Source organism: Rhizomonospora bruguierae, assembly GCF_018397995.1.
Lineage (GTDB): Bacteria > Actinomycetota > Actinomycetes > Mycobacteriales > Micromonosporaceae > Rhizomonospora > Rhizomonospora bruguierae.
In genome coordinates this window covers 147,232-173,331 of the sequence record NZ_BBQH01000018.1, presented here as the reverse complement: position 1 = coordinate 173,331, position 26,100 = coordinate 147,232, and the positions used below count along the sequence as shown (strand labels likewise).

The window sequence follows — 26,100 nt, the reverse complement described above, 5'->3', positions numbered from 1 at the left end:
ACCGGTGAATGCGCGGGAAGCACCGCGGTCGGGAACGAAAGGCTAGCTCCGTGAGTGTGTGGCGCGGCCCGGTCGTGGTGACCGGGACCGACACCGGGGTCGGCAAGACCGTCGTCACGGCGGCGATCGCCGCGGCGGCCAGCGCCGAGGGGCTGCGGGTCGCGGTGGTCAAGCCGGGCCAGACCGGCACCGCCACCGGCGAGCCGACCGACGAGCAGGTGGTGGCCCGGCTCGCGGCGCCGGCCACCACGCGCACCATCGCCGAGTACGCCGAGCCGCTGGCCCCGCTGGCCGCCGCGCGGATCGCCGACGCGCCGCCGCTGGAGTTGTTCGCGGCGGTCGACGAGATCAAGGCGCTGGCGGGGGAGCACGACCTGGTCCTGGTCGAGGGGGCCGGCGGGCTGCTGGTCCCGATGGGAGTGCGCCCCTCCGGCGAGGCGTGGACGCTGGCGGACCTGGCCGTTTCGCTGGGCGCCCCGGCGGTCGTGGTGGCCCGCGCCGGCCTCGGCACGCTGAACCACACCGCGCTCACGATGGAGGCGCTCGGCCGCCGCGGCATCCCCGGCGGGGTGGTCCTCGGCGCCTGGCCGGCCGATCCGGAACTGGTGCACTGGGCGAACCTGACCGAGTTGGTCGGCGACCTCGCCGGTGTCGTGCCCGCGGGCGCCGGCACCATGGACCCCGGCGTCTTCCGCCGCTCCGCGCCGGGCTGGCTCACCCCCCGGCTGCACGGGGAGATCTCCGACTGGCGCACCTGGGCGGAGGACTTCGGCTCGGAGTCCTAAGTGGTCAGTGTGCGGCGAGCCGGTCGAGCACCCAGGCCAGGATCTCCGCCTCGTACCGGTAGTGCTCGTAGCGGCCGGCGGGCCCGGTGTGCGCGCCCGCGCCGAGTTCCACCCGGAACAGCACCGGGCCGTCGTCCGGGTGCGCCGTGGCGCGCAGCTTGGCGACCCACTTCGCCGGCTCGTGGACCATCACCCGGGGGTCGTGCACGGCGCCGGTGACCAGCAGCGGTGGGCGGCGCCCGGCGGGCGCGTTGTCGTACGGGGAGTAGGCGCGCAGCCAGCCGAAGTCCGCCTCCCGGCGCGGGTCGCCCCACTCGTCCCACTCGTTGGCGGTCAGCGGGATCCGCTCGTCGAGCATGGTGGTCACCACGTCCACGAAGGGCACTTCGGCGATGACGGCCCGCCACCGCCGGGGCGCCCACGTGTAGGCGACGCCCTGGAGCAGCCCGCCGGCCGAGAGCCCCCGGGTGGCGATCCGCGCACCGTCCACCAGGCCGGAGGAGGCCAGCCAGTCCGCGACCGCGATGTGGTCCGTGAACGTGTTGCGCTTGCGCTCCAGGTGTCCGTCCAGCCACCAGGCGCGGCCGTTCTCGCCGCCGCCGCGCACGTGCGCCACCGCGTACACCACGCCCCGGTCGAGCAGGCTGGGCAGCATCGGGTCGAACGCCGGGTCCTCGCACACCTCGTACGCGCCGTAGCCGTACTGCAGGCAGGGTGCCGTCCCGTCCAGCGGGGTGTCGGCCCGCCAGGCGAGCGTGACGGGGACGAGCGTCCCGTCCGGGGCGGGGGCGTGACGGCGCTCGGTGCGGTACCGGGCGGGGTCGTAGTCGCCAGTCTCCTGCCGCTTGCGCGGGGTGCGCGCGCCGGTGCGCAGGTCCACGCCGTACCAGACCGGCGGTTCGACCAGCGATTCGACCCGCACGGTCACCTCGCTGGCCGCGTACTCGACCTCGGTGGCCAGGGCGATCGAGCCGGCGGGCAGGTCGGCGGCCAGTTCCCGTTCGGTGCCGGTGGCCCGGTCCACGACCCGCAGCAGGGGGAACCCCGCCCGGCGCAGGTCCAGCAGCAGGTGGTCGCGCAGGACGTGGACGGCGAGCAGGCGCTCACCCGGGCGGGGCGCGGCGGCGACGCTCCACCGCGCAGTGTCTGATGTAGACACACGAGCGAGCTGGAACTCGACCGCGCCGTCGTTGGTGACGATGAAGACCTCGCCGGTGGTGGGGCAGTGGTCGACGCGGTACTCCACCCCCTTGCGCCGGGGCGCGACCACGACCGGAGGTTCCTCCGGCCGGTCCGCCGGAATGAGCCACGCCTCGCTGGTGTCCCGGCATTCGGACCGGATGACGATGAACGCGCCGCCGGTCGTCCGTCCGATCGAGACCTCGTACCGCACGTCCGGTTCTTCGAACACCAGTTCGGACTCCCCGCCGATGCGGTGGCGCCATACCTGATACGGGCGGTAGAGGTCGTCGTGGACGGTGTAGAAGAACGTGCGGGAATCCGCGCTCCACGCGCCGGTGTAGTACGTGCGCGGACAGTAGTCGTCCAGGTCCGTCAGCGTCGCCGTGTCCCGGAAACGCAGCCGGTATACCTCGTCGCCGGTGGTGTCGACGGAGTACGCGAGCAGGCGCCCGTCCGGGCTCGGTTCCCGCAGACCGAACTCGACATATCCACTGGTATCGGAGAACTCGGCACCGTCCACTATCGGCCGGGAGGTTGCCGTAGCGTTACAGGTGGCCACAAACTGCTCGTACTCGCTTCCGGCCGGAGTGCGGGTGTAGTAGAAAAAATCACCACGCTTCCAACTGACTGACGAATCAGTTTGCGGGAGGCGCCGCTCGACCTCGCTGAACAGCCCGCTGCGGAGGCGCTGCAGATGGTTCGTGGTCACGTCGTAGTGCCGGCGCTCCGTGCGCAGGTACTCCGCGAGCCGCGGGTCGTCATGGTCCCGCATCCAGGCGTAGTCGTCGACCCGGGCAACCCCGTGTGCCGTGTGGGTCGAGGGTGCGGCTGGGGCGGCCGGCGGGCCGGCGTCGAGATCGTGCGGCATGGGGCGGACGGTAGTCCCCCAGCCCCCCGCCTTCAACGGAGGATCCGATGACAAGTCCGCTGACTGGCCGGTCAGCACGCCGCCGTGCCGGACTGGCCCTCGCGGCCGTGCTCGCCCTACTCGGAACGGTCGCGTTGCCGGCCGGAGCGGCGGTGGCAGACACCCCGAGCCCGGCCGTGGACGCCGACGGCTCCGCCCCGCCGGACGGCTCCCGCTCGCCCGCCCCGCCGCCGCGGACCAGCACCTCGTTCGTGATGGGCATCAAGCAGGACATCGACTCGCTCAACCCCTACGTGGGCGTGGTGGCCTCGGCGTTCGAGGCGTACCAGCTGATGTACGACTACCTCATCGGCTCCAGCGCCAAGGACTTCTCCCCGGAGCCCCAGCTGGCCGAGTCCTGGTCCACGTCGACCGACGGCAAGACCTGGACCTACAAGATCCGCCAGAACGTGGCCTGGTCGGACGGGGAGCCGCTGACCGCCGCGGACGTGGTCTACAGCTTCCAGCGGGCGATCGACGGCGAGACCGAGAACGGGCAGTACGGCAACTACGTCACCAACATCACCAAGGTGAGCGCGCCGGACGACCACACGGTCGTGATGACCACCAGCGAGCCCAGCCCGAGCATGCTGTACCTGCTGGTGCCGATCCTGCCCGAGCACGTGTGGAAGAACGTCAGCGCCAAGCAGGTCGCCACCTTCCCGAACAACGACCGCCCGGTCGGCAGCGGCCCGTTCCAGTTGGTGGAGGCCAAGAAGGGGCAGTACTACCGGTTCGCCGCCAACAAGTCGTACTTCGGGGGCGCGCCGAAGATCGATGAGCTGGTGTTCCGGGTGTTCGCCGACGACGAGGCGATGGGGCAGGCGTTGCGGGCCGGCGAGATCGACATGGTCCAGGACGTCTCCGCCTCGGTGTTCGAATCCCTGCGCGACGCCAAGGACGTGGCCACCAGCGACTCCCGGTACTCCGGGTTCACCGAGCTGGCGTACAACCTGGGCGCGGCCACGGTGGACGACAAGCCGATCGGCGACGGACACCCGGCGCTGAAGGACAAGCGGGTCCGCACGGCCATCGACTACGCGATCGACCGCCGCACCCTGCTGGACCGGGTGCTGCGCGGGCACGGCGAACTGCCCGGCGGCGTGGTCCCGCCGATCTACCCGGGCTGGCACTGGTCGCCGGGCGACGACGAGCGCCGGTTCGACCTGGGCAAGGCGAACCAGATCCTCGACGAGGCCGGGTACACCAAGGGCTCGGACGGCGTCCGGACGATGCCCAACGGCGGCCGCAAGCTCGAGCTGCGGCTGTTCGGCCGGGAGAACTCGGACCTGTCCAAGCGCAACGTGGAGTACGTCCGGGACTGGCTCGGCCAGATCGGCATCAAGGTCAACGTGCAGATCATGTCCGAGGACAACCTCACCGTCGTGATCGGCCAGGGCAAGTTCGACATGTTCGAATGGGGCTGGGTGGTCGAGCCCGACCCGGACTTCCAGCTCTCGGTGTTCACCTGCGACAACCGGTCCACCGAGGACGAGGGCGAGGTCTCCGCCGGCTGGTCGGACAGCTTCTACTGCGACGAGTCCTACGAGGAGCTGTACACGAAGCAGAAGACGATCCTGGACGTGTCAGAGCGGCAGACCGTCGTCAAGCAGGCGCAGCGGAAGCTGTACGAGGACGTCGTCTACTCGGTGCTGTACTACTACAACAACTTCGAGGCGTACCGCAGCGACCGGTTCACCGGCTTCGTCCGGCAGCCGAACGACGGCGGCTCGATGGTGCTCCAGTACGGCACCTTCACGTACCGCAACATCGAGCCGGTGGCCGCGCGGGCCGACGAGGCCAGCGAGTCCAGCGACACCGGGCTGTGGGTGGCGTTCGGCGTCGGCGCCGTGGTGCTGCTGGGCGGCCTGGGCACGGCGTTCGCGCTGCGCCGGCGGGCCACCGCGGACGAGCGGGAGTAGCCGCGATGGCGCTCCCGGCCACCCAACGGTTGGCGGAGACCGCACCGGCCGCCGAACCGCCCGGCCGGGGGCGCCGCCGCGCCGCGCTGACCCCGAGGTACGTGCTGGGCAAGGTGCTCGCCTCGGCGGTCACCCTCGCCTTCGTCGTGGTGGTGAACTTCTTCCTGTTCCGGGTGCTGCCCGGCGACCCGGCGAAGGCGTTCTCCCCGCGCGGGCGCAACGCCGACCCGCAGCGGCTGGTCCAGATCCGCCGCGACCTGGGCCTCGGCCTGCCCTGGCACGAGCAGTTCTGGGCGTACGTGAAGGCGCTCGCGCACGGCAACCTGGGCACCTCGTGGGGGCAGAAGCAGTCGGTCGTCTCGGCGATCGGCGACCGGCTGTGGCCCACCGTCCTGCTCTCCGGCACGGCGCTGCTCGTCTCCGCCGCGCTGGGCATGTGGCTCGGCGCCCGGACCGGCTGGCGGTACGGCAGCCCGTTCGACCGGCTCTCCTCCGGCGTGTCGATCGCGCTGTACTCCACGCCGGAGTGGCTGATCGGCCTGGTGCTGCTGACCACCGTCACCGGCACGGCGTTCCCCAGCGGCGGCATGACCGACCCCCGGTCCACGCTGCCGGGCGCGGTGGACGTGGCGTGGCACCTGGTCCTGCCGTGCCTGTGCCTGGTGCTGGTGTACATCGCCGAGTACTCGCTCATCATGCGCTCGTCCATGTTGGACGAACGGCACGCCGAGTACCTGACCACGGCCCGCGCCAAGGGGCTGCGCGACGACCTGGTCATGCGCCGACACGCCTGGCCGAACGCGCTGCTGCCGTCCACCACGCTGTTCTTCCTGAGCCTCGGCTTCGTCGTCTCCGGCGCGATCACCGTGGAGACGGTGTTCTCGTGGCCGGGCCTGGGCCGGCTCACCTACGACGCGCTGCGCGGGCCGGACGTGCCGCTGCTGCAGGGCCTGTTCCTCACATTCTCCGCCGGGGTGATCCTGATGAACCTGGTCGCGGACCTGCTCTACCCGCTGCTCGACCCCAGGGTGCGGGCGGCATGACGGCGGCGGTCGCCACCCCGGGCAGCTTCTGGCGCACCTTCCGCCGCGACCGGGAGGGCATGGCCGGACTGGTCCTGCTGCTGCTGTACACCGGCGTGGCGGTGGCCGCGCCGCTGCTGGCCGACCCCGCCGGCCTCTCCCGCATCAACGGGACCGGGATGCCGCAGTCCCCGCCCTCCCTGGCCTACCCCTTCGGCACCGACGAGGACGGGCGCTCGGTGCTGACGATGGTCATCTGGGGCACCCGGGTCTCGCTGATCGTCGGGGTCGCCGCCACGGTCATCTCGATGGTCATCGGCACCGGGGTCGGCATCGCCGCGGGGCACTTCCGCGGTGCCCCGGGCGGGCTGCTGAACCGGCTCACCGAGTGGTTCCTGGTCATCCCGTACCTGCCGCTGGCGATCGTGCTCGCCACGGTGTTCCCGCCGGCGGTACCCAAGATCATCGCCATCATCATCGTGATCGGCGTGACCTCCTGGTCCAGCACCGCCCGGCTGGTCCGGGCGCAGACGCTCTCCATCGAGGGCCGCCCGTACCTGGAGCGGGCGCGGGCGCTCGGCGGCGGGCACTGGCACCAGATGCGCCGCCACGTGCTGCCCAACGTGATGCCGCTGGTGCTGGCGAACACCACGCTCACCGCGTCGATCGCGATCCTGGCCGAGACCACGCTGTCGTTCCTCGGCCTCGGCGACTCCCAGCGGGTCTCCTGGGGGGTCATCCTCGACCAGGCGTACCAGGGCGGCGCGGTCAGCAACCACTCGTGGTGGTGGATCCTGTTCCCCGGCCTGAGCCTGGTCGTGGTCGTGCTGGCGTTCAACCTGTGCGGGCGGGCGCTGGAGCGCGCCCTCGACCCGCGACTGCGAGGGGCCACCCGATGAGCACCCCAAAACTGCTGGAGGTCGAGGATCTGCGGGTCACCTACCGCACCGCGGGTGGCGACCTGCCCGCCGTGCGCGGGGTGCACCTAACCGTCGACAAGGGACAGACCTTGGGGGTGGCGGGGGAGTCCGGCTGCGGCAAGACGAGCGTGGCCAGCGCGATCCTGCGGCTGCTGCCCCCGGGCGCCCGGGCCACCGGGCGGGTCCTGCTCCAGGGCGAGGACGTGTTGGCGATGAACTGGGGCCGGCTGCGGGCGGTCCGGTGGAGCGCCGCCGCGATCGTCTTCCAGGGCGCCATGCACGCGCTCAACCCGGTGCGCACCATTGGCCGGCAGATCGTGGAGCCGATCCTGCTGCACGAGCGCGGCGTCGGCGCCCGTGCCGCCCGCAAACGCGCCGCCGGCCTGCTGGAGCAGGTGGGTGTGCCGTCCTGGCGGCTGCGCTCGTACCCGCACGAACTCTCCGGCGGCCAGCGGCAGCGGGTGATGATCGCGATGGCGCTGGCCTGCGCGCCGGACCTGATCATCGCTGACGAGCCGACCACCGCCCTGGACGTGATGGTCCAGGCCCAGGTGCTCGACCTGCTGCGCGGACTGGTCCGGGAGCGTGGACTCGGCCTCGTGCTGATCAGCCACGACCTCGCCGTGCTCGCCGACGTGTGCGACCGGGTGGCGGTGATGTACGCCGGTCGGGTGGTCGAGGAGGGGCCCGGCCACAGGCTGTTCACCGACGCCGTCCACCCCTACGCGCGGGCGCTTGCCGCCGCGTTCCCCACGATCGGTGACCCGGCCTCGCGGCTTGCCCCACACGGGCTGCCCGGCGACCCGCCGGACCCCCGCGGGCTTCCGACCGGCTGCCCGTTCCACCCGCGCTGCGCCGCCGCCGTGGAGCGCTGCCGCACCGAGGACGTGCTGCTGCGCCCCGCCGCCCCGGACCGCTCGGCGGCGTGCGTCCACATAGGAACGGAGGCGGTTGCACCTTGAGTGAGGTTCTCGCGGCGGTGGATCTGCACGTCGGGTTCGGCGGCCGGCGCCGGCGCGGCGCGCCCCCGATCCGCGCCGTGGACGGTGTGGACCTGTCCGTGGCGAAGGGCGAGATCGTCGCGCTGGCCGGCGAGTCGGGCTGCGGCAAGACCACGCTCGCCCGCGCCCTGCTCGGGCTGGAGCGGCCGTGGCGCGGCGAGGTCCGCCACCAGGGGGTGCCGCTCGGGTACTCGTCCCGCGCGCTCAAGGCGTACCGCCGGCGGGTCCAGCTGGTCCTCCAGGACCCGACGGGCGCGCTGAATCCCCGGCACACCGTCTACGAGGCGGTCGCCGAGGGGTTGCGCATCCACCGGGTGCCGGGGGAGGAGAAGGAGCAGGTCGCCCGGGCGCTGTCGCTGGCGGGGCTGCGCCCGGCCGAGCGGTTCTTCCGCCGGTACCCGCACGAGCTGTCCGGCGGGCAGCGCCAGCGCGTGGTCATCGCGGGCGCCCTGGTGCTGAACCCGGACGTCATCGTCGCCGACGAGCCGGTGTCCTCATTGGACGCGTCGGTGCGCGGCGAGATCCTGGCGCTGCTGCTGTCGCTGCGCGCCGAGTTGGGCCTGTCGGTCCTGGTGGTCACCCATGACCTGGGCCTGGCCTGGAACATCGCCGATCGGCTGGCCGTCATGTACCTCGGCCGCATCGTGGAGGCGGGCCCGACCGAGAAGGTGCTCGGCGCGCCCCGGCACCCGTACACCGAGGCGTTGCTGTCGGTGCTGCCCGAGGCGCCGAACCGGGCGCCGGTCATCCTCGCGGGGGAGACGCCGGACCCGTCCCGCATCCCCGGCGGCTGCCGCTTCCACCCGCGCTGCCCGGCTCTCGCGATGGGCATCGCGGACCGCGCCGGCGTCGCGGGCAGGTGTGTCGGCGAGCCGCTGCCGGTCGTGGCCGCCGGACCGCAGACCTGGTCGGCGGCCTGCCACCTGCGCCCCGACGCGGGTGTTCCGGCGACCCGGGTGGAAGTTTCCGGTGTTGCCGCGCGGGAGCCTCAGAAGGGCTGAGCCGCCCGCAGCAGGCGCACGACCTCGTCCACCGGCAGGGCGTGTGACACGTTGCCGTCCCGGCCGGTGACCGTGGTCGCCTGGAGCAGGCTGTTGAGCACCGACTCCTCGGTGGCCTCCACCACGGCCGCGAACGCCGGGTCCAGGTCGCGCCCGACCAGCGGGCGACCGGCGGGGGCCCGCCCGCGCGGCGCGCGCAGCCCGGTCGCCAGGGCCAGGAAGATTTCGCCGCTGCCGTGGTGCGCGGTCGACCCGGTGCGGGCCAGTCCCAGCCCCGCACGGCGGGCCAGGCGCTCGCAGCCGGCGGCGTCGACCGGCGCGTCCGTGATGACGGTGACGATGCACGACCCGGCGCGCGGCGGCACCGGTTCGGCGGGCGGCGGCGGTGGCAGCAGCCGTCCCACCGGCACACCGGCGACCGTCAGCCGCTCCCGTTCCCCGAAGTTCGTCATCGCCAGCACGCCGAGCGTGTGACCGGTCGGCAGCGCGCGGCTCGCCGTACCGATGCCGCCCTTGAAGCCCAGGCAGCTCATCCCCGTACCCGACCCGACGGCGCCTTCGGCCGGCGGCGCGGCGGAGCCGGCGCTGGCCCGCGCGGCGGCGAGGGCGGCGGCCACGTCCTCGCGGGTCACCTGCATGCGCCGCGGGTCGCTGAGGAAGCTGTCGTCGCACTCGGCGACCAGCGGCAGCAGCACGTCGTCGACGCCGATCGCCGGCTCCTGCGCCATCAGCAGTTCGCAGGCCGCGTCGAACACCCGGCCGACCTGCATCGTGGCGGTCAGGAAGACGGGCGACTCGGCCTGCCCCCACTCCCGCACCGAGAGGAAGCCGGTGCACTCGCCGGCGCCGTTCAGCACCGCGCCGCCGGCCGGAACGGGGTTCAGGAACGGGTTGCCGCCGGGGTCGATGACGGTGACGCCGGTGCGGGCCACGCCGCGCCCGGCCGGGGGTAGTGCCTCGTCCCGGACGACCGTGGCGTGCCCGACGCCCACGCCGGGCACGTCCAGAATCGAGTTGGTGGGGCCGGGCGGCAGCAGCCCTATGCTGATTCCCAGTTCGGCGGCGCGCGGCATCGGCGCAGCGTAGCAGCGCGGGGTAGGGAGGGAGCGGGCGTGTTGGAGCTACCCGCCGTGTGGTCGCCCGAGTGCCTCACGCACGCACCGGAGGCCGAGATCTGGGTGGGCGTACGCACTCCCGGCACCGAGGTGCCGCAGCGCGCCACCGTGCTCCGCGACGCCGTCGCGGCGGCCGGCGCGCGGCTTGTCGCGGCCACGCGCCACCCGGACGACGCCCTCCGCGCGGTCCACGACGCCGGCCTGCTCGGCCACCTCGCGAGCGTCCACGACGACTGGGTGGCCGCGGGCTTCGACAAGGACCCGGGGCAGGACCGCGTCGTCCCGTATGTGTTCCCCACGCCGGCGATGCTCGACGGGCTTCCCGCCCGCGATCCCGCCGCCGTACACGCCCGCGCCGGCCGCTACTGCTACGACACGATGACGCTGGTCGGCCCCGGCACCTGGACCGCCGCCCGCGCCGCCGTGGACGCCGCCCTCACCGCCGCCGACCTGGTCGCCGCGGGCGGGCGGGCCGCCTACGCCATCTGCCGCCCGCCCGGCCACCACGCCACCCCGGCCGGCTACGGCGGCTCCTGCTACCTGAACAACGCCGCGGTCGCCGCCCAGGCGTTGCGTTTCTCCGGCGCAGCCCGGGTCGCCGTCATCGACATCGACGCCCATCACGGCAACGGCACCCAGGCCATCTTCTACGAGCGCGGCGACGTTACCTACGGCTCCGTCCACGTCGACCCGGGTGCCGGCTGGTTCCCCCACTACGCCGGCTTCGCCGACGAAACCGGCCGCGGCGCCGGGGCCGGCGCCAACCGCAACGTTCCCATCCCGCCGGGTACCGGCGACGCCGGCTGGCTGGAGGCGGTCACCGAGGTCTGCGTCGCCGCGGCGGCCCACCGCCCGGAGGCCGTGGTCCTCTCCCTGGGCGTGGACGCGGCGGCCGGCGACCCGGAGAGCCCGCTGCTCGTCACCAGGGAGGGGTACGCGGCGACCGGCGCGCTGATCCGGGACCTGGGCGTGCCGGTCGTGGCGGTGCACGAGGGCGGCTACCACCTGCCGACCCTCGGCGACCTGACGGTGGCCGTCCTCTCCGCCCTGTGACCGCCGATCTTTGCTGGCGGCCACCGGGTGGGAAATCTTGGTACCGGTCTGGCCAGAAAAGAGGCCAGAAAAGCGGTCGTGTCGTACCGGGATCTCGCCCCGTTCCGGCGGGCGCGGGGGCGGAGTTCCCAGGGGGTGCGTGGGGCGTTGACAAGGGTCGCCGGTGTCGCCTTGACTGAGTGGTCAGTCAGTCAAAGGGGAGCGACGGATGCGTCCGGAGGAACTGACCGCCGAGCAGCGGGCCGTGCTCAACCTGTGCCGCGAGTTCGGCCGGAAGCGGATCCGGCCGGTGGCGCGGGCGGTGGACGAGGCGGACGTCCGGACGCCCTGGGAGCTGTGGCGGGCGGCGGCCGAGGTGGGCATCACCGGATCTTCGCCACTGTGGACCCGGCCCTGCGGGCGCGCGCCGTGGATGGTGGCGGAGTTGCGGTGGCGCGGCTGCTGGCGGGGTACCGGGGCCGGCCGCCGCTCGCCGTGGGCGAACCGGTGGACCTGGTGGTGACCGTCTCGCGGCTGGCGGCGGCACACCCCCGAATCCTTGCGCTGGACCTGAATCCGGTGCTGGTGACCGCCGATGGCGTGCTGGCCCTCGATGCGCACTGGGAACCGTGATGGGAGCTGATCCGATGGGAGCTGGTGTGACGGGAGCTGGCGTGGCGGGAACCGGTGTGCCGGGGGCCGGCGCGGGCGGCCGGACCGCGGGTGAGCTGCTGGTCGCGGGGCTCGCGGTGCACGGCGTCGACCTGGTGTTCGGCATCCCCGGTACGCACAACCTGGAGATCTACCGGCACCTGGCCGCGTACGGGATCCGGCACGTCACGCCCCGGCACGAGCAGGGCGCGGGGTACGCGGCGGACGGCTATGCGCGGGCCACGGGGCGCCCCGGCGTGGCGTTGGTGACGACCGGCCCGGCGCTGCTCAACATCGCGGCGGCGGTGGGTCAGGCGTACTCCGACTCGGTGCCCGTGCTGGTGGTCTCGCCCGGGATGCCCTTGCGGCACCCGCAGCGCGGCACCGGCATGCTGCACGAGATGCGGGACCAACGCGCCGCGATGTCGGCGGTCGCGCGTCTCTCGCACCGGGTGACCACGCACGAGGAGTTGGCGGCGGCGGTGGCGCAGGCGTTCGCGGAGTTCGCCGTGGAGCGGCCGCGGCCCGTCCACCTGGAAATCCCCCTCGACCTGCTCGGCGAGACCGGAAAGGTTGAGCCGATCGGACCGATCGGCATACGTCGGCGGGTCGCCGCACCGGCAACGGTCACCGAGGCCGCCAGGGCGCTGGCCGCGGCCGAACGCCCCGGGATCCTCGCCGGTGGTGGCGCCCGGGCGGCGGCGGAGCCGCTGCGGACGCTCGCCGAACGGCTCGGCGCCGGCGTCCTCACCACGGCGAACGGGAAGGGGACGCTGCCCGAGGAGCACCCGCTGGCGGTCACCTCGGCGCTGCACCTGCCCGGCGCGGCCGAGTTCGTGGCGGACCGGGACGTGCTGCTCGCGGTCGGTACCGAAGTGGCGCCCACGGACTGGTGGTACGCGCCGATGCCGCGACCGCGGAAGCTCATCCGGATCGACCTGGAACCGGCGCAGCTGGCCGTCAACGCCCGCCCCGACATCGCGCTCGCCGGGGATGCCGCGGCGACGCTGTGGTCCATTTTGGAGGGTGTACCGGGGGCGGCACCGAGTGACGCCGCGCCGTGGCGGGCGAGGCTCCGGGCGCAGGCCCGGGTCGAAGCGGCGCGATGGCTGCCCTGGCTGGACGCGCTGGCCGCGAGCCTCGACCGCGATGCCACCGTCGTGGCGGACACCGCGATGGCCAGCTACTACGGCGCGCTCGGCGCGCTGCCGGCGCACGTACCGGGCGGGTTCCTGTACCCGACGGGCTTCGGCACGCTCGGGTACGCGGTGCCGGCCGCCATCGGCGTGAAGCTGGCCCGGCCCGAGCGCCAGGTGCTGGCGCTCAGCGGCGACGGCGGACTCATGTTCTCCGTCGCGGAACTGGCCACCGCCGCGGCCGAACGCGTCCCGCTGCCGGTGCTGGTCTTCGTCAACGGCGGCTACGGCGAGATCCGCGCCGAGATGCGGGATGCCGGGATCGCGCCGTTCGCCGTCGACCTGCCCGTGCCGGACCTGGCGGGCCTCGCCGCCGCGCTGGGCGGCCGGGGCGTGCCGCTCGCCGACCCGGCGGACCTGCCGGGCGCGCTCGCCGCGGCACTGGTCCACCCGGGCCCCACCCTGCTGATCGCGCCCGAGGAGGACTGATGCCGTACCTGGAGATCGTCTGGACCGACGAGGTGACCGGGCGCCGCGGCTTCCTGGTCATCGACCGCCTGGTCCGCGGCGCGGCCAGCGGCGGCCTGCGGATGCGTGCCGGCTGCACCCTCGACGAGGTGCGCGACCTGGCGCGCGGGATGACGCTGAAGGAGGCGGTCGTCTACTCGCCGGGCGACGCATACGTGCCGTTCGGCGGCGGCAAGGGCGGTATCGACTGCCCGCCGCAGGACCCGGACGCGCCCGGCGTGATGGCCCGCTACCTGACCGCGATGAAGCCGCTGCTGGAGACCTACTGGTCGACCGGGGAGGATTTCGGCGTCCGCCAGGAGACGCTGGACCGGGCCGCCGCCGACGTGGGGCTGCGCTCCACGATCGAGGCGGCGCTGCGCCTGCTGCCCGACCCCGAGCACGCCCTCGGTCTGGTCAAGGCCGGCTTCGCGGTGGACGTGGACGGGGTCGGCCTGGCCGACCTGGTCGGCGGGTACGGCGTGGCCGAGGCGGCGCTGGCGGCGGCGGCGCGGGCCGGCCTGCCGCTGCCCGGTGCGCGCGCCGCGATCCAGGGCTTCGGGTCGATGGGCGGCGCCACGGCCCGGTACCTGGCCCGCGCCGGGGTGCCGGTGGTCGCCATCTGCGACGTGGACGGCGTGGTCCACAACCCCGACGGCCTCGACGTGGAGGCGTTGCTGCTGACCCGGGACGGCTTCGGCCGGGTGGACCGCGCCGCGCTGCGCCCCGCCGACCGCGAACTGCCCCGCGACCGGTGGCTCGCGGTGCAGGCCGAGATCCTGGTGCCGGCCGCGATGTCGTACGTGCTGACGGCGTCCACGGTGGACCTCGTGCGGGCCCGGCTGGTCGTCGAGGCGGCGAACGTGCCGACCACGCCCGGGGCGGAGGCGGCGCTCGCCGCCCGGGGCGTCCCGGTGGTGCCCGACTTCGTGGCGAACGTCGCCACCAACGCCTGGTGGTGGTGGACCCTGTTCGGGGACATCGAGCCGACCGCGCCCGCCGCCTTCGGCAAGATCTCCACGGTGCTGCGCGGCCTGGTGGACGAGGTCTTCGACCGCCGGGAGCGGGACGGCGGCACGCCCCGGGACGCGGCGCTGGCGATGGCCAGCGAGCGCGCGGAGGCGATCGCCACCCGCTTCCGCTAGTCTGTGACCCGATAGGGAAGCGCTTTCCCAACGCGCGGCTCGCGGGCGGACCGGCGGGCGAGCCGTTGACGGAGCGCCAGCGAGGAGGGCATGTGGCAGTCACGCTGTCGGTCGGCGGCCGGGTCGTCGCCGAGTACGTCGTGGAGCCGGACCTGGACGCCAGGCACGGCCCCCGGCCGTACCTGCACCCGGTCCGCACGCTCGCCGGTACCCCGGTCACCGACGCGCTGCCCGAGGACCACGTCTGGCATCTGGGGGCCTCGCTGGCGGTGCAGGACGTCTCCGGTACCAACCTGTGGGGCGGCCGCACGTACGTCCGCGACGCCGGCTACACCTGGCTGGACGACCACGGCCGCATCGCCCACGTCGAGTGGCTCCACCGGGAACCGGACCGGCTCGTCCACCGCCTGCACTGGCTGGACCGCACCGGTGCCGTGCTGCTGACCGAGGTGCGGGAGGTCGGCGCCAGCGAGTCCGAGGTGGGCTGGGTGCTGGACTTCGCGTACACGCTGACGGGCCCCGCCGACCGGGAGATCGTGCTCGGCAGCCCCGCCACGAACGGGCGCCCGGGCGGTGCCGGCTACGGCGGGTTCTTCTGGCGCGCGGTCGCCGACGAACCGCCGGCGGTGCGCACCGCCGGCGCCGAGGGCGAGGAGTGCGTCAACGGGAGCACCGAGCCGTGGGTGCTGATGGCCGGCGCGGCCGGCGGGCGCCCGTACACGCTGATTTTCAGCGGCTTGGGGGAGGACGACCACTGGTTCGTCCGCTCGGGCATGTACCCCGGCGTCTGCGCGGCGTTCGCCTTCGAGAGGGTCCGCCGGGTGCCGCCGGGTGGGACCCTGGCCGGGCGGCACGCCGTCCTCGTCGCGGACGGGGTCATCGACCCATCACATTGACTTCTGTAATAATGACGCCCGTCTTTGTCGCGGATGGCGGGAGGCTTGGCATGCGGTGGATGTCCTTATCGGTGGTGGCGCTGATCCTGTTCGGCGGCGCGGCGTCCGCGGCCGCGCCCGCGACGGGGAAGGGCGGCCCGGGCAGTTGCCGCGACAGCAAGTTGCTGTTCTGCGAGGACTTCGAGCGCCAGCCCCTCGGCGGCGCCAGTAGCCTCGCGTGGGGCATCGACACCCGGCACGGTACGCTGACCATCGACCACGAGCCGCACCAGGGCCGGGTGCTGCGGGTGCACACCGAGGGCAACGGCTACGCCTTCCTGAAGGTGCAGGACTTCGCCGCGCCGGGGAACAGCTTCTACGGCCGGCTCCGGGTGCGGGTCAAGGCGTTCCCGACCGCGCCGGACTGGGCGCACTACACGCTCGTCGAGACCACCGGTAGCGGCTCCGCCGAGGTGGTGCGCCCGCTCGGCGGGCAGTACGTCCCGCCCCTGGGCAAGGACCTGTGGGGCGTCGGCGCCGACGGCGGGCCGACCGGCGACTGGACGAACTGGCGCGAGTCCGCGCCCAGCGTGGCGGGGCGCTGGCTCTGCGTCGAGTGGCGGCAGGAGGCGCCGAAGAACCGGATCAGCGTCTGGATCGACGGCGTGGCCAAGCCGGACCTGACCGTCAGCACCACCGACCACGGCGGCAACCCGGTCGACTTCGTGCTGCCCCGGGTGGACACCATCAAGATCGGCTGGCAGCTGTACCAGGGTGGCCCGAAGCCGGACCACTTCGACTTGACCTACGACGACATCGCCCTGTCGACCTCGCGCATCGGCTGCTGACGGCGCCGGCCGCCCTCAGGTGAGCTGGGCCGGTTCCAGGCCCAGTTCACGGGCGGTGGTCAGGCGCACCCACTCGGCCAGCTGGCGGCGCGTGATGACCCGCTCGTGCACCGCCACCTGCACCGCCAGCCCGTCCACCAGCGCGCTGATCCGCCATGCCGCGCCGCTCGGGTCGTCGCACCGGAAGGTGCCCTCCGCCACGCCGGCCGCGATCACCTCGGTGAACGCCTCCTTCCAGCGCAGGTCCAGCCGGCGGGAGACCTTCTCCAGTTCGGGCGTGCGCAGCGACTCGGACCACCCGTCGATCCACATTGCCCACGACTTGGAGCGGCCGGTCGGCGCGTACAGCTTGAGAATCTTCCTGAGCTTCTCCAGCGGCGCCACGGTCGAGGTGAGCACGCCGTCGAGGCGGCTCAGATCCTGCTCCGCCGCGTACGCGAACGCCTGCGCGAGCAGCCGCTCCTTCGTGGTGAAGTGGTAGAAGACGAGCGCCTGGCTGACCCCGGCGGCCTGCGCCACGTCCGCCGTTCGGGTGTTCGCCAGGCCCCGCCGAACGATCACGTCGCAGGCGGTGCGCAGCAGCGCGTCCAGCCGCACCTCGGCAGAGCGTCTCGTCACGCGGCATACGGTAACCGATCCGGGCGAGCCGCCCAGTCGGCTTAGCGGCACAGTTGACTGTGGGAACAGTCAAGAACCGCTCGGCCGGGTGGCCGGGTGGCAGCGGTTCAGGCGAGGTTGCGGCGGAGGCGCTGGTGCCAGGTGCGGGAGCCGACCAACGCGCCGTCCTCGGTCGCGGCGACCGTCACCGTGGTGTCGAACCCGTCCGCGTCCGCCCGGAACTCCACCGTGGCCTCGGCGCGGACGACCGGGTGGCCCGGCCACGCGATCTCGAACACCGCGCCGGACGTGGCGGTCTGCCCCCAGGTGCGGCGGTCGACGGTCACCGTGCCGGTGTACCGGTCGGTGCACGAACCCGGCCCGACGACCGGGTACGTCGACCCGTGGTCCACCGTGCATGAGGTGACCCGGGCGAGCACGTCGTCGCTGATCCGCCAGGTGATGGCCGCGGTCTCCGGCACCGGCGGTGGCGGCAGGTGCGGTAGCGCGGCGGGTGCCGGCTCCGCCTCATCGGCGGCGACCGGAAGGTGGAGCGTGCTCGCACCCGCGTCCAGGGTCAGCGTGACCGGCCGGGGCGGGGCGATGCTGTTCGGCCAGTCCACTCCGGTCACCGCGAGCCGTAGCCGGTGCCCGGGCCGGACCCGCCACGAGGTCGCCTCCAACTCGACCGTCGCGTCCACGAACTCGCCGGGAGTGAGCGGCACCGGCTCCTCGTGCCCCTCGCGGTGGGTCAGGTTGAGCAGCCCGCGAGTGATGAGCACCGAGGTGCCGTCCGGCGCCACGTCGCACAGGCGGGCCGCCAGGCTGGCGACGGGACGGTCGGCGGCGACCCGTGCCGCGAGCCGGGCGTGGCCGAGCAGTTCCAGTCCGTCCCCGTCGGCCGGCCACTCCCAGGTGAGGCAGGCCGCGTCCGCGTACCGCTGATCCGTGGGCTGGCCGTAGGGAAGTTGCCCGGCGCAACTGTTCCAGGCGGCGGTGCCGACATCCGGCCGTACACGGTGGACGATCGGGCTCGGCCGCTCCGCGCCGCCCGGCCCGCCGTCCAGCGGCCGTGCCCACTCGGCCACCCGCGGCGACGGCCACGCCCGCTCGGCCTGCCAGCGGCCGTTGACGACCACGGCGTCCGGCTCCGGCGCGGTGAACTCCCGTGCGAAGTAGACGATGGCCGGTTCGCCGCCCGGCTCGTCGGTACTGGCGCCGATGCCCGTGTCCCGCCCGCGCAGCCACCGGTCCCACCAGCGGACCATCTCCGCGGTCAGGTCGATGTGCGGACCGGGCAGCGCGGTCGCCGTCGACATGTGACTCCACGGCCCGGCCAGCAGGCGCACCGGAGTACCGGCCGCCGTCAGCGCCTGGTACGTGCGGAAGGTGTTGTTGCGGTACCCGTCCGCCCAGCCCGCCACGATCATCGTGGGGACCCGGACCGCCGCGTACTCCGGCCGCAGCGAGCCGTGCCGCCAGTACCCGCCGCCGGTCTGCTCCTCGGTCCAGCGCAGCAGCCACGGCGGGTTCTCGTCGATCCGGCGTTTCCACTCCTCGCGCCACCCGGCGCCGAACACCTCCGGCACGGGCGGCAGCGCGTTCATCGCCACCATGTACGTGGGGTAGTCGACCAGGTCCAGCAGCCGGCGGGCGCCGCCGAGGTAGTGCACGTCGTCGGTGTACCGGTCGTCCGTCGCGTAGACCGGCACGATGGCCTTCAGCGCGGGTGGCCGCCGCGCCGCCACCTGGATCGAGTTGAACCCGGAGTACGAGGTGCCGAACATGCCCACCCCGCCGTCGCACCACGGCTGGGCGGCCAGCCAGGCAATGACCGCGCAGAGGTCGTCCTGCTCGCGGGCCGGGTACTCGTCGGTGGCGGCACCCTCGCTGGAACCCGTGCCGCGCAGGTCCACCCGGCACACCGCGTACCCGTACTCGTCCCGCAGCCGCTCGTAGTCGGCCACGTAGGAGGCGGTCACGTCGTCCTTGCGGTAGGGGAGGGTCTCGAGCAGGCAGGGGACCGGCGCCCCGCCCGCCGGCAGGTACAGCGTGGCGGCCAGCCGCACGCCGTCATCCATCGGGATCCACATTGGTACGCCGCTCACCGGGCCGAGCCTACGACACTCCTTACTGAGTCACCAGTCAGCAAGCCGCGACCGTCACAGCGCCTTGAGAATGGCCTCGACCTGCTCCCGGGCGTCGCCGAACAGCATCCGGGTGTTCTCGCGGAAGAACAGCGGGTTCTGGACGCCGGCGTACCCGGTGCTCATCGACCGCTTGAACACGATCACCTTCTCCGCCTCCCACACCGCCAGCACCGGCATGCCGGCGATCGGGCTGCCGGGATCCTCCAGCGCGGCCGGGTTCACCGTGTCGTTGGCCCCGATGACCAGGACGACCGAGGTGTTCGCGAAGTCGTCGTTGATCTCGTCCATCTCCAGGACGATGTCGTAGGGGACCTTCGCCTCGGCGAGCAACACGTTCATGTGCCCCGGCAGGCGCCCGGCGACCGGGTGGATGCCGAAACGGACCTCCACCCCCTGATCGGTCAGCTTCCGGGTCAGCTCGGCGACGGCGCCCTGCGCGTGCGCCACGGCCATCCCGTACCCGGGCGTGATGATCACCGACTTGGCGGTGCGCAGCAGATCGGCGGCCTCCTCGGCGACGATCGGCGTGTGCTCGCCCTCCACCGCCGCGGCGACCACGGCGCCCTCGTTGCCGAAGCCCCCGGCGATGACGGAGATGAAGGACCGGTTCATCGCCCGGCACATGATGTACGACAGGTACGCACCGGAGGAGCCGACCAGGGCGCCGGTGAGGATCAGCAGGTTGTTGTCGAGCAGGAAGCCCGACGCCGCGGCGGCCCAGCCCGAGTAGCTGTTGAGCATCGACACCACGACCGGCATGTCGCCGCCACCGATCGAGGCGACCAGATGCCAGCCGAGGGCCAGCGCGAGCACCGTGACGGCGGCGAGCACACCCGGGCCCGGGCTCGCCACGAAGGCGACGGTCAGGCCGACGAACGCGGCCAGCGCCCCGACGTTGAGCCAGTTGCGGCCCGGCAGCGTCAGCGGGTTGCTGTTGATCCGGGCGGACAGCTTGAGGAACGCCACGATCGAACCGGTGAACGTCACCGCCCCGATGAAGACGCCGATGACCACCTCGGCCGAGTGGATGCCCAGCAACTCGGGTGCGACCTCGGTCTGCGCGGCGCCGCCGCGCTCGACCGACAGGTATCCGTTCCAGCCGACCAGCACCGCGGCCAGACCGACGAAGCTGTGCAGCAGCGCGATCAACTCGGGCATGCCGGTCATCTCGACCTTGGCGGCGCGCCAGAGGCCGATGCCGGCGCCGAGCGCCATCGCGACGACGATCAGCGCGATCGCGGACGCCTCGACGCTGCGGGAGGCCAGGCCGACGGTCGCCACGAGCGCGAGCGTCATGCCGGCGATGCCGTAGACGATGCCGGACCTGGCGGTCTCATGCTTGGACAGGCCGGCCAGGCTCAGGACGAACAGCAGGCCGGCGACGATGTAGGCCGCCGAGGCGGCGGAGACGGCGGTCATGGTCAGCCCCTCGTGAACATGCGGAGCATGCGGCGGGTCACGGCGAAGCCGCCGAAAACGTTGATGGAGGCCATCAGGATCGCGACGAACGCGAGGACCGTGACCAGCGCGCTGGTGTGGCCCAGCTGCAACAGGGCGCCGACCACGATGATTCCGGAGATCGCGTTGGTCACCGACATCAGCGGGGTGTGCAGCGCGTGGTGCACGTGCCCGATCACGTAGAACCCGACCACGATCGCCAGCGCGAACACGGTGAAGTTCTCGATCAGGCGATCCGGCGCGAAGGCGGTGACCAGAAAGAGCAGCGCCGCTGCGAGGCCCACGACGGCGAACGTCCGGGCGGGCGAGGCCGCCGGCTTCGCGGCCGGCGCCGGGGTGGCGGGGCGGGGCGCGGGAGCGGCGACCGGAGCCGCCGAGACCTGCACCGGCGGCGGGGGCCAGAGCTTCTCGCCGTTGCGGACGACGGTCATCGACCGCTGCACGACGTCGTCGAGGTCGAGCACGACCTGCCCGTCCTTGCCGGGGGTCAGCAGCTTCATGACGTTGACGAGGTTGGTGCCGAACAGCTGCGAGGCCTGAGCCGGCAGCCGCCCGGGCAGGTCGGTGTAGCCAATGATCGACACACCGTTGGCGGTGGTGACGACCCGGTCGGGCACCGAACCGGCCACGTTGCCGCCCTGGGCGGCGGCCATGTCGACGATCACGCTGCCCGGCCGCATGCTGGCGACCATCTCCTCGGTGATCAACCTCGGTGCGGTCCGGCCGGGGATCAACGCGGTGGTGATGATGATGTCGACGTCGCGGGCCTGCTCGGCGTAGAGCTCGGCGGCCCGGTGGTTGTAGTCCTCGGACATCTCCCGGGCGTAGCCGTCCGTGCTGACCTGCTGCTCGGCGGCCCGCACGGCGACGTACTCGCCCCCCAGCGAATGCACCTGCTCGGCGACCTCGGGCCGGACGTCGGTGGCCCGCACGATCGCGCCGAGGCTGCTCGCCGTGCCGATCGCGGCCAGCCCCGCCACGCCGGCGCCGACCACCAGCACCTTGGCCGGGGGCACCTTCCCGGCGGCGGTCACCTGGCCGGTGAAGAAGCGGCCGAACGCGTGCGCGGCCTCGACGACCGCGCGGTACCCGGCGATGTTGGCCATGGAGCTGAGCACGTCCAGCGACTGGGCCCGCGAGATCCTGGGGACGGCGTCCATCGCCAGCGCGGTGACCGGCCGGGCGGCGAGCGCCTCGACCAACTCCGGGTCCAGCGCCGGGCTCAGCAGGCTGACCAGCAGGGCACCGTCGCGCAGCCGGGCAACCTCCTCGGCGGTCGGCTTGGCCACGTGCAGCACCACATCGGCCGACCACGCCTCGGAAGCCGACCCGATCCGGGCGCCCGACTCGGCGTAGGACTCGTCCGGAAAGCTGCTGACCAGCCCGGCGCCGCTCTCGACGACCACCGCGTAACCGAGCCCGGTGAGTTGACGCACCGTCGCCGGCGTCGCCGCCACCCGCGTCTCCCCCGGTCGGCCCTCCCTGGGCACCCCGATCAGCACGTCTCCTCCAACTCTGGTTCCGGCTCGCGGCTGCGGTGATCCCTGCCGCTCGCTCTCGCCCGCCCGGCCGGCCGAACCCTTTCGCTGGCGGCGCCGCGGTCGCAGCCAGATGATCAAGTACTGACAGCCCGAACTGTATGGGAGACGACCCGTCCGCAGCTAGGCCGTTCGGCCCATGCTTTCGGCGCGGCGCGGCCTCAACTCCCACAAAAGCCAAGGTACGCGACCTCGGTGAGCAGGCCAGCCACCGAAATCCGCCGTGTGGGATACGACACGCCGGTGCGCGGCCCGCCGTCGCCGCCTTCCGCAGGGTGCGGGACGCGAGGCGCTCCCTGGGGGCGGGCCGGGCACTTCCGGTCTCCTCCGCGGCCCGGCGCGGAACGGTCCGCGCGGTCACGACGGGACCGGCCGGCAACCGAACGGGCGACTGCCAGCCGTGGACGCCTCCGGCAACAGCAGGGGCCGGGTCATCGGGCGGAACCGGGGGAGCTCTCGCCCGGCCACCCCAACCCGGGTTCGAGCGGGCCGAACCGTCCACGGTAGACCCGTCGGCCGCTCGGTAGACTCCGTAAGCGTGTCGATCGGCCCGCCTGATCCGGTGGGGGTGGACAGCCCCCTGGCGTTCGTGGCCCGGCTCCGGGCGGTCAAGGCGTGGGCCGGGAATCCATCGTTCGACCGGCTGGCCCGGCTGTCCGGGGTGCCGCGCAGCACGCTGGCGGACGCGCTGAGCGCGCACCGGTCCCGGCTGCTGGCGCTGGATGTGGTGCGGCGGTTCGTCGCCGCCTGCGGTGCGGACGCCGCGGCCGTCCAGCGGTGGGCGGACGCGTGCCGGCGCGTCCAGCAGGCCGATCTCGGCGATCCGCCCGGCGTGGCATCGACGGTTCACGCTTTCGCCCGACCGGTGCCGGCGCTGCTGCCCGCCGACGTCGCCGACTTCGTCGGGCGGGAGAAGGCGGTGGCGCAGCTGATCGAGCTGCTGACGCCCGGTGGCGACGCGACGGCGCCGGTGGTGTCGGCGACCTGTGGTTGTCGCGGGGTATCGCGCTGACGCACCAGGGGCGCGCCGGCGAGGCGGAGGCGTCCTACCTGCGGGCGCTGGAACTCACCGGCCGGTACGGGCTGCGGGTGCGGGAGGCGGTCACCCTACGGGCGCTCGCCGCGCTGTACCGAAAACAGGGCGCCCTGGACGCGGCGCAGGTACGCCTGCGGCAGGCTCTGTCCATTCTGGATGATGGTGAGCACGCCAGCGCGCTGGCGGCGACGCTGCTGACGCTCGGCCAGGTCCTCGCGGACCAGAGCCACCCGGAGGCGCGGCGGACGCTCGAATCCGCGCTGGTGGCCTGCCGCCGGCTCGGCGTCGGCTTCGGTCAGGCGCTGGCCCTCAAGGCCCTCGGCGACCTGTGCCTGAGGCAGGGGAGCCCCGAGCAGGCGGTGGCGCTGTGCACCGAGGTGCTGGCGATCGCGGAGGGGTTGGAGGGTCCGCCCCTGCGCGGACGGATCCTGCGCTCCCTCGGCGATGCCCACCACGCGGCCGGCACGCGGGCCGCCGCTCGGGATGCCTGGTCCCGTGCCCGGGCCGTGCACGCCGGTCTGGGCAATCGGGCGGAGGTCGAGGACCTTGACCGGCTGCTGTCGATGACGGGCGGCTGACCCCGGGAGCCGTCCTGCCGGCCATCCGGATTCATCCGGATCCGTCCGAGCCCGTTGTCCGCGCCGCCGGGCGGGGCCAGGCTCGTGACGAGCAGGCAGGTCGTCAGCGGAGGAGAGGTCTTGGGCTCGAACAAGGGTCACACCGGCGGCCGGCGGACCGGTCGGGCCCACGCCGCTGGACGCTGGACGGCGCGCGTGGCCGTCGCGATCGCCGCCGCGGTGGCCGCGCCCGCGCTGCCGGCGCCCGCGTCCGCCGACGCGGGGCCGAAGCCGCATCCGGGCCAGTGGTACCTGTCGGCGTGGAAGGTCCGCACCGACGTCTGGCCGATCTCGCAGGGCGCCGGCGTCACGGTGGCCATCGTGGACACCGGAGTGGACGAGGGGCGGCGCCTGCCCGAGATCCGCGGTGACGCCGTCCTGCCGGGCGTCGACCTGGGCGCCGACGAGGACGAGCGGGACGACAGCGACGGGCGCGGGGACTTCAACGGCCACGGCACGGCGATGGCCCTGCTGGTGGCGGCCCGGGGCAGCGACGGCGGCATGGTCGGCCTGGCGCCGAAGGCGACGATCCTGCCGGTCAGGGCCAGCACCGGCAACCAGCTCCACGCCGGCATCAGGTGGGCGGCCGACCATGGCGCGAAGGTCATCAACGTGTCGATGTCCGGGATCCAGATCCTCGACGCCTGCTCACCCCGGATGCAATCGGCGATCGACTACGCGATCGAGCGCGACGCCGTGATCGTGGCGGCCGCCGGCAACGACGGCAACGGGGAGAACCACACCGAGGAGCCGGCCAGTTGCCCGGGCGTGCTGGCCGTCGGGGGAGTCGATCGCTTCGACCGCGCGTGGCAGAAGACCCAACGCAAGCCGTACGTGGCCGTGGCCGCACCGGGCAAGGGCGTGACGAGCAAGAACATCGACGGCGAGATCGTCGACTCCAACGGCACGAGCGACTCCGCCGCGCTGGTGTCCGGCCTGGCGGCACTGGTCCGGGCCAGGTACCCGGACGCCTCGGCCCGCGAGGTGGTCCAGCGCATCATCGCCACGGCGCGCGACGTGGGCCCGCCGGGCCGCGACGACACCACCGGCTACGGGGTCATCGACCCGGCTCGGGCGCTGACCGCCCAGGTGCCCGCCGACGCGCCGAACCCGGTGTTCGCGGCGTACGACACCCAGCGCGGCGAACAGCGCAGCGCGCAGCGGCGCCACGACTTGGTCGGACTGTTGCCGTGGGCCGCCGGAGCACTGTGCCTCCTGGTGGCTGTCGCGATCGTCGTCCTGCTCCTTGTCTGGAGCATCCGGCGGGACCGGCCGGCACGCCCCACGGGCGGATGGAGCCGGACGTGACCGGGTACCCGCCGCCCCCGGCGTCCCGGTACGCGGCCAGCCGCACCGGTCCTACACCCGACTGATCCTCCTGCTCGACACCGGCGCGCTCGTCGCCTTTCGCACCGACCTTGGAACAGATGGCGGAGGTCATGGACCGGATGGTCGGAGTGCCTCCCCGGGGCGTCGGGGCGGCATAGACACCCTAGACGGAGCAAGGGCCGCTTCCGGTGCTCGGAAGCGGCCCTTGACCTGCGTGTGGGCGATACTGGGATCGAACCAGTGACCTCTTCCGTGTCAAGGAAGTGCGCTCCCGCTGCGCCAATCGCCCGAGTCTATGTAGTTGAGGTGGGGACGGGATTTGAACCCGCGTACACGGCTTTGCAGGCCGTTGCCTCGCCTCTCGGCCACCCCACCGAGGCTGAGGCCGGGGAGAATAGCCCGATGGCCTCTCCGAGCGGACGACGGGACTCGAACCCGCGACCCTCACCTTGGCAAGGTGATGCGCTACCAACTGCGCTACGTCCGCGTGTCTCCGGGCGTTCCCGGCGACGGATGTGAACTTTAGCCGAGTACGCGGCGTACTGCCAACTCGGGGGGCCCTGGGCGCGCCCCCGGCCGGCTCACCAGGCACTTGGGCTACTCCTGCCCCACCCGGGAACGGCCCCTACCGCAGGCCGCCGCAGGGCGCCGCCGTGGCCACGACCCGTTCGACCCGTGCTCGATCGGCGCCGTGTCGGTGGCCTTCCAGTGTCGCGGAGAGGGCGTCTCCGCTGCGGTCGGGTGCGGCGGGCCGGGCCCGCCATCGGGGGCGTGATTCTCGCCGGGTCTGGGTATGGCGCGTCTGCGCGACGTGATCAGGGAGGTCGGGATGGTGCTGGCGAGGCTGCCGTGGTCGGTCTCCGTTGCCGGGGTGCTGGTGTTGCTGGCCGCCGGCATGAGCGCCGTCGTGGACATGTCCGACCCGCCGGCCCGGCATTACGGGCTGCCGGCGGCCGTCGTCGTCGGCCTCGTCGGGTTCGGTCTGCTCGTCCGGTGGCGGTGGGCGCTGTGGGATGGGCTCGCCCTGATTCCCCTCAGCGTGCCGTTCACCGTCGCCGCGTTCAAGGTGGACGCTCGGACGCGTGACGGCCGGCTGGGCGTGATGATGGTGTGGGCTGCGGCCTTCCTGCTTCTCCTGCTGCTGCCGGCCGTGCCCGCGCTGCGCCGCGACCGGGCCCGGGCCGCGTTGCCGGTCGGTGGCGGCCGGGCCCCGGGGGTTCCGCAGGCCGCGGCGGGGGAGCCGACGCTCGGTCAACGCCTGCTGTTCGTGGTGTTCGCCGCGGCGTCGATCATCGTCGGGATGCTCACCGTCCTGGCGCTCCTGCT

At 73.3% G+C, this 26,100-nt stretch carries 22 protein-coding genes and 3 tRNA genes; 16 read left to right on the top strand and 9 right to left on the bottom strand.

Annotated features, from left to right (window positions below; genetic code table 11):
* Window positions 1–8 precede the first annotated feature (8 nt).
* Entirely contained in the window at window positions 9–785 is a 777-nt protein-coding gene (gene bioD / locus KJS59_RS10285) for a dethiobiotin synthase (RefSeq protein WP_213452447.1), read from the top strand.
* A gap of 4 nt (window positions 786–789) precedes the next feature.
* Here the strand turns inward: bioD and KJS59_RS10280 are convergent, their stop codons facing one another.
* Window positions 790–2,835 (bottom strand): S9 family peptidase, encoded by a 2,046-nt coding sequence (locus tag KJS59_RS10280; RefSeq protein WP_213452445.1) that lies wholly within the window; start codon window positions 2,833–2,835, stop codon window positions 790–792.
* Window positions 2,836–2,882: 47 nt separating this feature from the next.
* Between KJS59_RS10280 and KJS59_RS10275 the strand changes: the two genes are divergently transcribed.
* Genes KJS59_RS10275 through KJS59_RS10255 form a run of 5 tightly spaced genes read left to right on the top strand, consistent with a single transcriptional unit; the run spans window position 2,883 to window position 8,740 of the window.
* Entirely contained in the window at window positions 2,883–4,796 is a 1,914-nt protein-coding gene (locus KJS59_RS10275; RefSeq protein ID WP_213452443.1) for an ABC transporter substrate-binding protein, read from the top strand.
* A 5-nt stretch (window positions 4,797–4,801) separates the two neighbouring features.
* On the top strand, window positions 4,802–5,839 hold the full coding sequence (locus KJS59_RS10270; protein ID WP_213452441.1) for an ABC transporter permease: 1,038 nt from the start codon (window positions 4,802–4,804) through the stop codon (window positions 5,837–5,839).
* Window positions 5,836–6,717: an ABC transporter permease gene (locus tag KJS59_RS10265; protein ID WP_213452439.1), complete on the top strand. Its 882-nt coding sequence runs from the start codon at window positions 5,836–5,838 to the stop codon at window positions 6,715–6,717. Before KJS59_RS10270 ends, KJS59_RS10265 begins: the two co-directional genes overlap by 4 nt.
* Entirely contained in the window at window positions 6,714–7,700 is a 987-nt protein-coding gene (locus KJS59_RS10260) for an ABC transporter ATP-binding protein (RefSeq protein WP_213452437.1), read from the top strand. The genes KJS59_RS10265 and KJS59_RS10260 overlap by 4 nt, the downstream gene beginning before the upstream one ends.
* Window positions 7,697–8,740 carry an ABC transporter ATP-binding protein gene (locus KJS59_RS10255; protein ID WP_213452436.1) on the top strand — a complete coding sequence of 348 codons (1,044 nt, stop codon included), beginning with the start codon at window positions 7,697–7,699 and terminating at the stop codon, window positions 8,738–8,740. The genes KJS59_RS10260 and KJS59_RS10255 overlap by 4 nt, the downstream gene beginning before the upstream one ends.
* Here KJS59_RS10255 and KJS59_RS10250 read toward each other — a convergent pair.
* Window positions 8,728–9,813, bottom strand: a complete 1,086-nt coding sequence (locus tag KJS59_RS10250) for a P1 family peptidase (protein ID WP_213452434.1) — start codon at window positions 9,811–9,813, stop codon at window positions 8,728–8,730. The two genes, KJS59_RS10255 and KJS59_RS10250, sit on opposite strands and share 13 nt — an antisense overlap.
* Before the next feature lie 39 nt (window positions 9,814–9,852).
* Between KJS59_RS10250 and KJS59_RS10245 the strand changes: the two genes are divergently transcribed.
* From KJS59_RS10245 to KJS59_RS10215, 7 genes are all read left to right on the top strand, one after another.
* A complete protein-coding gene (locus tag KJS59_RS10245) occupies window positions 9,853–10,908 on the top strand; it encodes a histone deacetylase family protein (protein WP_213452432.1) in 1,056 nt (351 codons plus the stop codon).
* 208 nt (window positions 10,909–11,116) lie between these two features.
* Complete coding sequence (locus KJS59_RS10240; protein ID WP_213452431.1) at window positions 11,117–11,410, top strand: acyl-CoA dehydrogenase family protein; 294 nt, start codon at window positions 11,117–11,119, stop codon at window positions 11,408–11,410.
* On the top strand, window positions 11,317–11,520 hold the full coding sequence (locus KJS59_RS32165) for an acetate--CoA ligase family protein (protein WP_376771147.1): 204 nt from the start codon (window positions 11,317–11,319) through the stop codon (window positions 11,518–11,520). The genes KJS59_RS10240 and KJS59_RS32165 overlap by 94 nt, the downstream gene beginning before the upstream one ends.
* Before the next feature lie 41 nt (window positions 11,521–11,561).
* Window positions 11,562–13,163: a 5-guanidino-2-oxopentanoate decarboxylase gene (locus KJS59_RS10230; protein ID WP_213452427.1), complete on the top strand. Its 1,602-nt coding sequence runs from the start codon at window positions 11,562–11,564 to the stop codon at window positions 13,161–13,163.
* Entirely contained in the window at window positions 13,163–14,326 is a 1,164-nt protein-coding gene (locus KJS59_RS10225) for a Glu/Leu/Phe/Val family dehydrogenase (protein ID WP_213452425.1), read from the top strand. Before KJS59_RS10230 ends, KJS59_RS10225 begins: the two co-directional genes overlap by 1 nt.
* Window positions 14,327–14,418: 92 nt before the next feature.
* Entirely contained in the window at window positions 14,419–15,222 is an 804-nt protein-coding gene (locus KJS59_RS10220) for a DUF6807 domain-containing protein (RefSeq protein ID WP_213452422.1), read from the top strand.
* A gap of 59 nt (window positions 15,223–15,281) precedes the next feature.
* Complete coding sequence (locus KJS59_RS10215) at window positions 15,282–16,049, top strand: hypothetical protein (RefSeq protein ID WP_249714024.1); 768 nt, start codon at window positions 15,282–15,284, stop codon at window positions 16,047–16,049.
* A gap of 15 nt (window positions 16,050–16,064) precedes the next feature.
* Here the strand turns inward: KJS59_RS10215 and KJS59_RS10210 are convergent, their stop codons facing one another.
* From KJS59_RS10210 to KJS59_RS10195, 4 genes are all read right to left on the bottom strand, one after another.
* Window positions 16,065–16,667, bottom strand: coding sequence for a TetR/AcrR family transcriptional regulator (locus KJS59_RS10210; protein WP_213452418.1), 603 nt, complete (start codon window positions 16,665–16,667; stop codon window positions 16,065–16,067).
* Window positions 16,668–16,774: 107 nt separating this feature from the next.
* Entirely contained in the window at window positions 16,775–18,754 is a 1,980-nt protein-coding gene (locus KJS59_RS10205; RefSeq protein ID WP_213452416.1) for a CocE/NonD family hydrolase, read from the bottom strand.
* Window positions 18,755–18,808: 54 nt separating this feature from the next.
* Entirely contained in the window at window positions 18,809–20,215 is a 1,407-nt protein-coding gene (pntB, locus tag KJS59_RS10200) for a Re/Si-specific NAD(P)(+) transhydrogenase subunit beta (protein WP_213452414.1), read from the bottom strand.
* Between the two features lie 2 nt (window positions 20,216–20,217).
* On the bottom strand, window positions 20,218–21,756 hold the full coding sequence (locus KJS59_RS10195) for a Re/Si-specific NAD(P)(+) transhydrogenase subunit alpha (RefSeq protein ID WP_213452412.1): 1,539 nt from the start codon (window positions 21,754–21,756) through the stop codon (window positions 20,218–20,220).
* A 574-nt stretch (window positions 21,757–22,330) separates the two neighbouring features.
* Between KJS59_RS10195 and KJS59_RS10190 the strand changes: the two genes are divergently transcribed.
* The 3 genes from KJS59_RS10190 (at window position 22,331) to KJS59_RS10180 (ending at window position 24,753) form a co-directional block, all read left to right on the top strand.
* Window positions 22,331–22,804: a hypothetical protein gene (locus tag KJS59_RS10190; protein ID WP_213452410.1), complete on the top strand. Its 474-nt coding sequence runs from the start codon at window positions 22,331–22,333 to the stop codon at window positions 22,802–22,804.
* Window positions 22,783–23,406, top strand: a complete 624-nt coding sequence (locus KJS59_RS10185) for a tetratricopeptide repeat protein (RefSeq protein WP_213452407.1) — start codon at window positions 22,783–22,785, stop codon at window positions 23,404–23,406. The genes KJS59_RS10190 and KJS59_RS10185 overlap by 22 nt, the downstream gene beginning before the upstream one ends.
* Window positions 23,407–23,601: 195 nt before the next feature.
* The gene (locus tag KJS59_RS10180; protein ID WP_213452405.1) at window positions 23,602–24,753 is read left to right on the top strand and encodes a S8 family serine peptidase; all 1,152 of its coding nucleotides are present in this window, start codon (window positions 23,602–23,604) and stop codon (window positions 24,751–24,753) included.
* Between the two features lie 238 nt (window positions 24,754–24,991).
* Here KJS59_RS10180 and KJS59_RS10175 read toward each other — a convergent pair.
* The 3 genes from KJS59_RS10175 to KJS59_RS10165 all read right to left on the bottom strand — a co-directional run bounded on the left by KJS59_RS10175 (window position 24,992) and on the right by KJS59_RS10165 (window position 25,261).
* A tRNA-Val gene (locus KJS59_RS10175) sits at window positions 24,992–25,063 on the bottom strand.
* A 15-nt stretch (window positions 25,064–25,078) separates the two neighbouring features.
* Window positions 25,079–25,149 (bottom strand) — tRNA-Cys (locus KJS59_RS10170).
* A 39-nt stretch (window positions 25,150–25,188) separates the two neighbouring features.
* Window positions 25,189–25,261: transfer RNA gene (locus KJS59_RS10165), tRNA-Gly, on the bottom strand.
* Window positions 25,262–26,100: the final 839 nt, after the last annotated feature.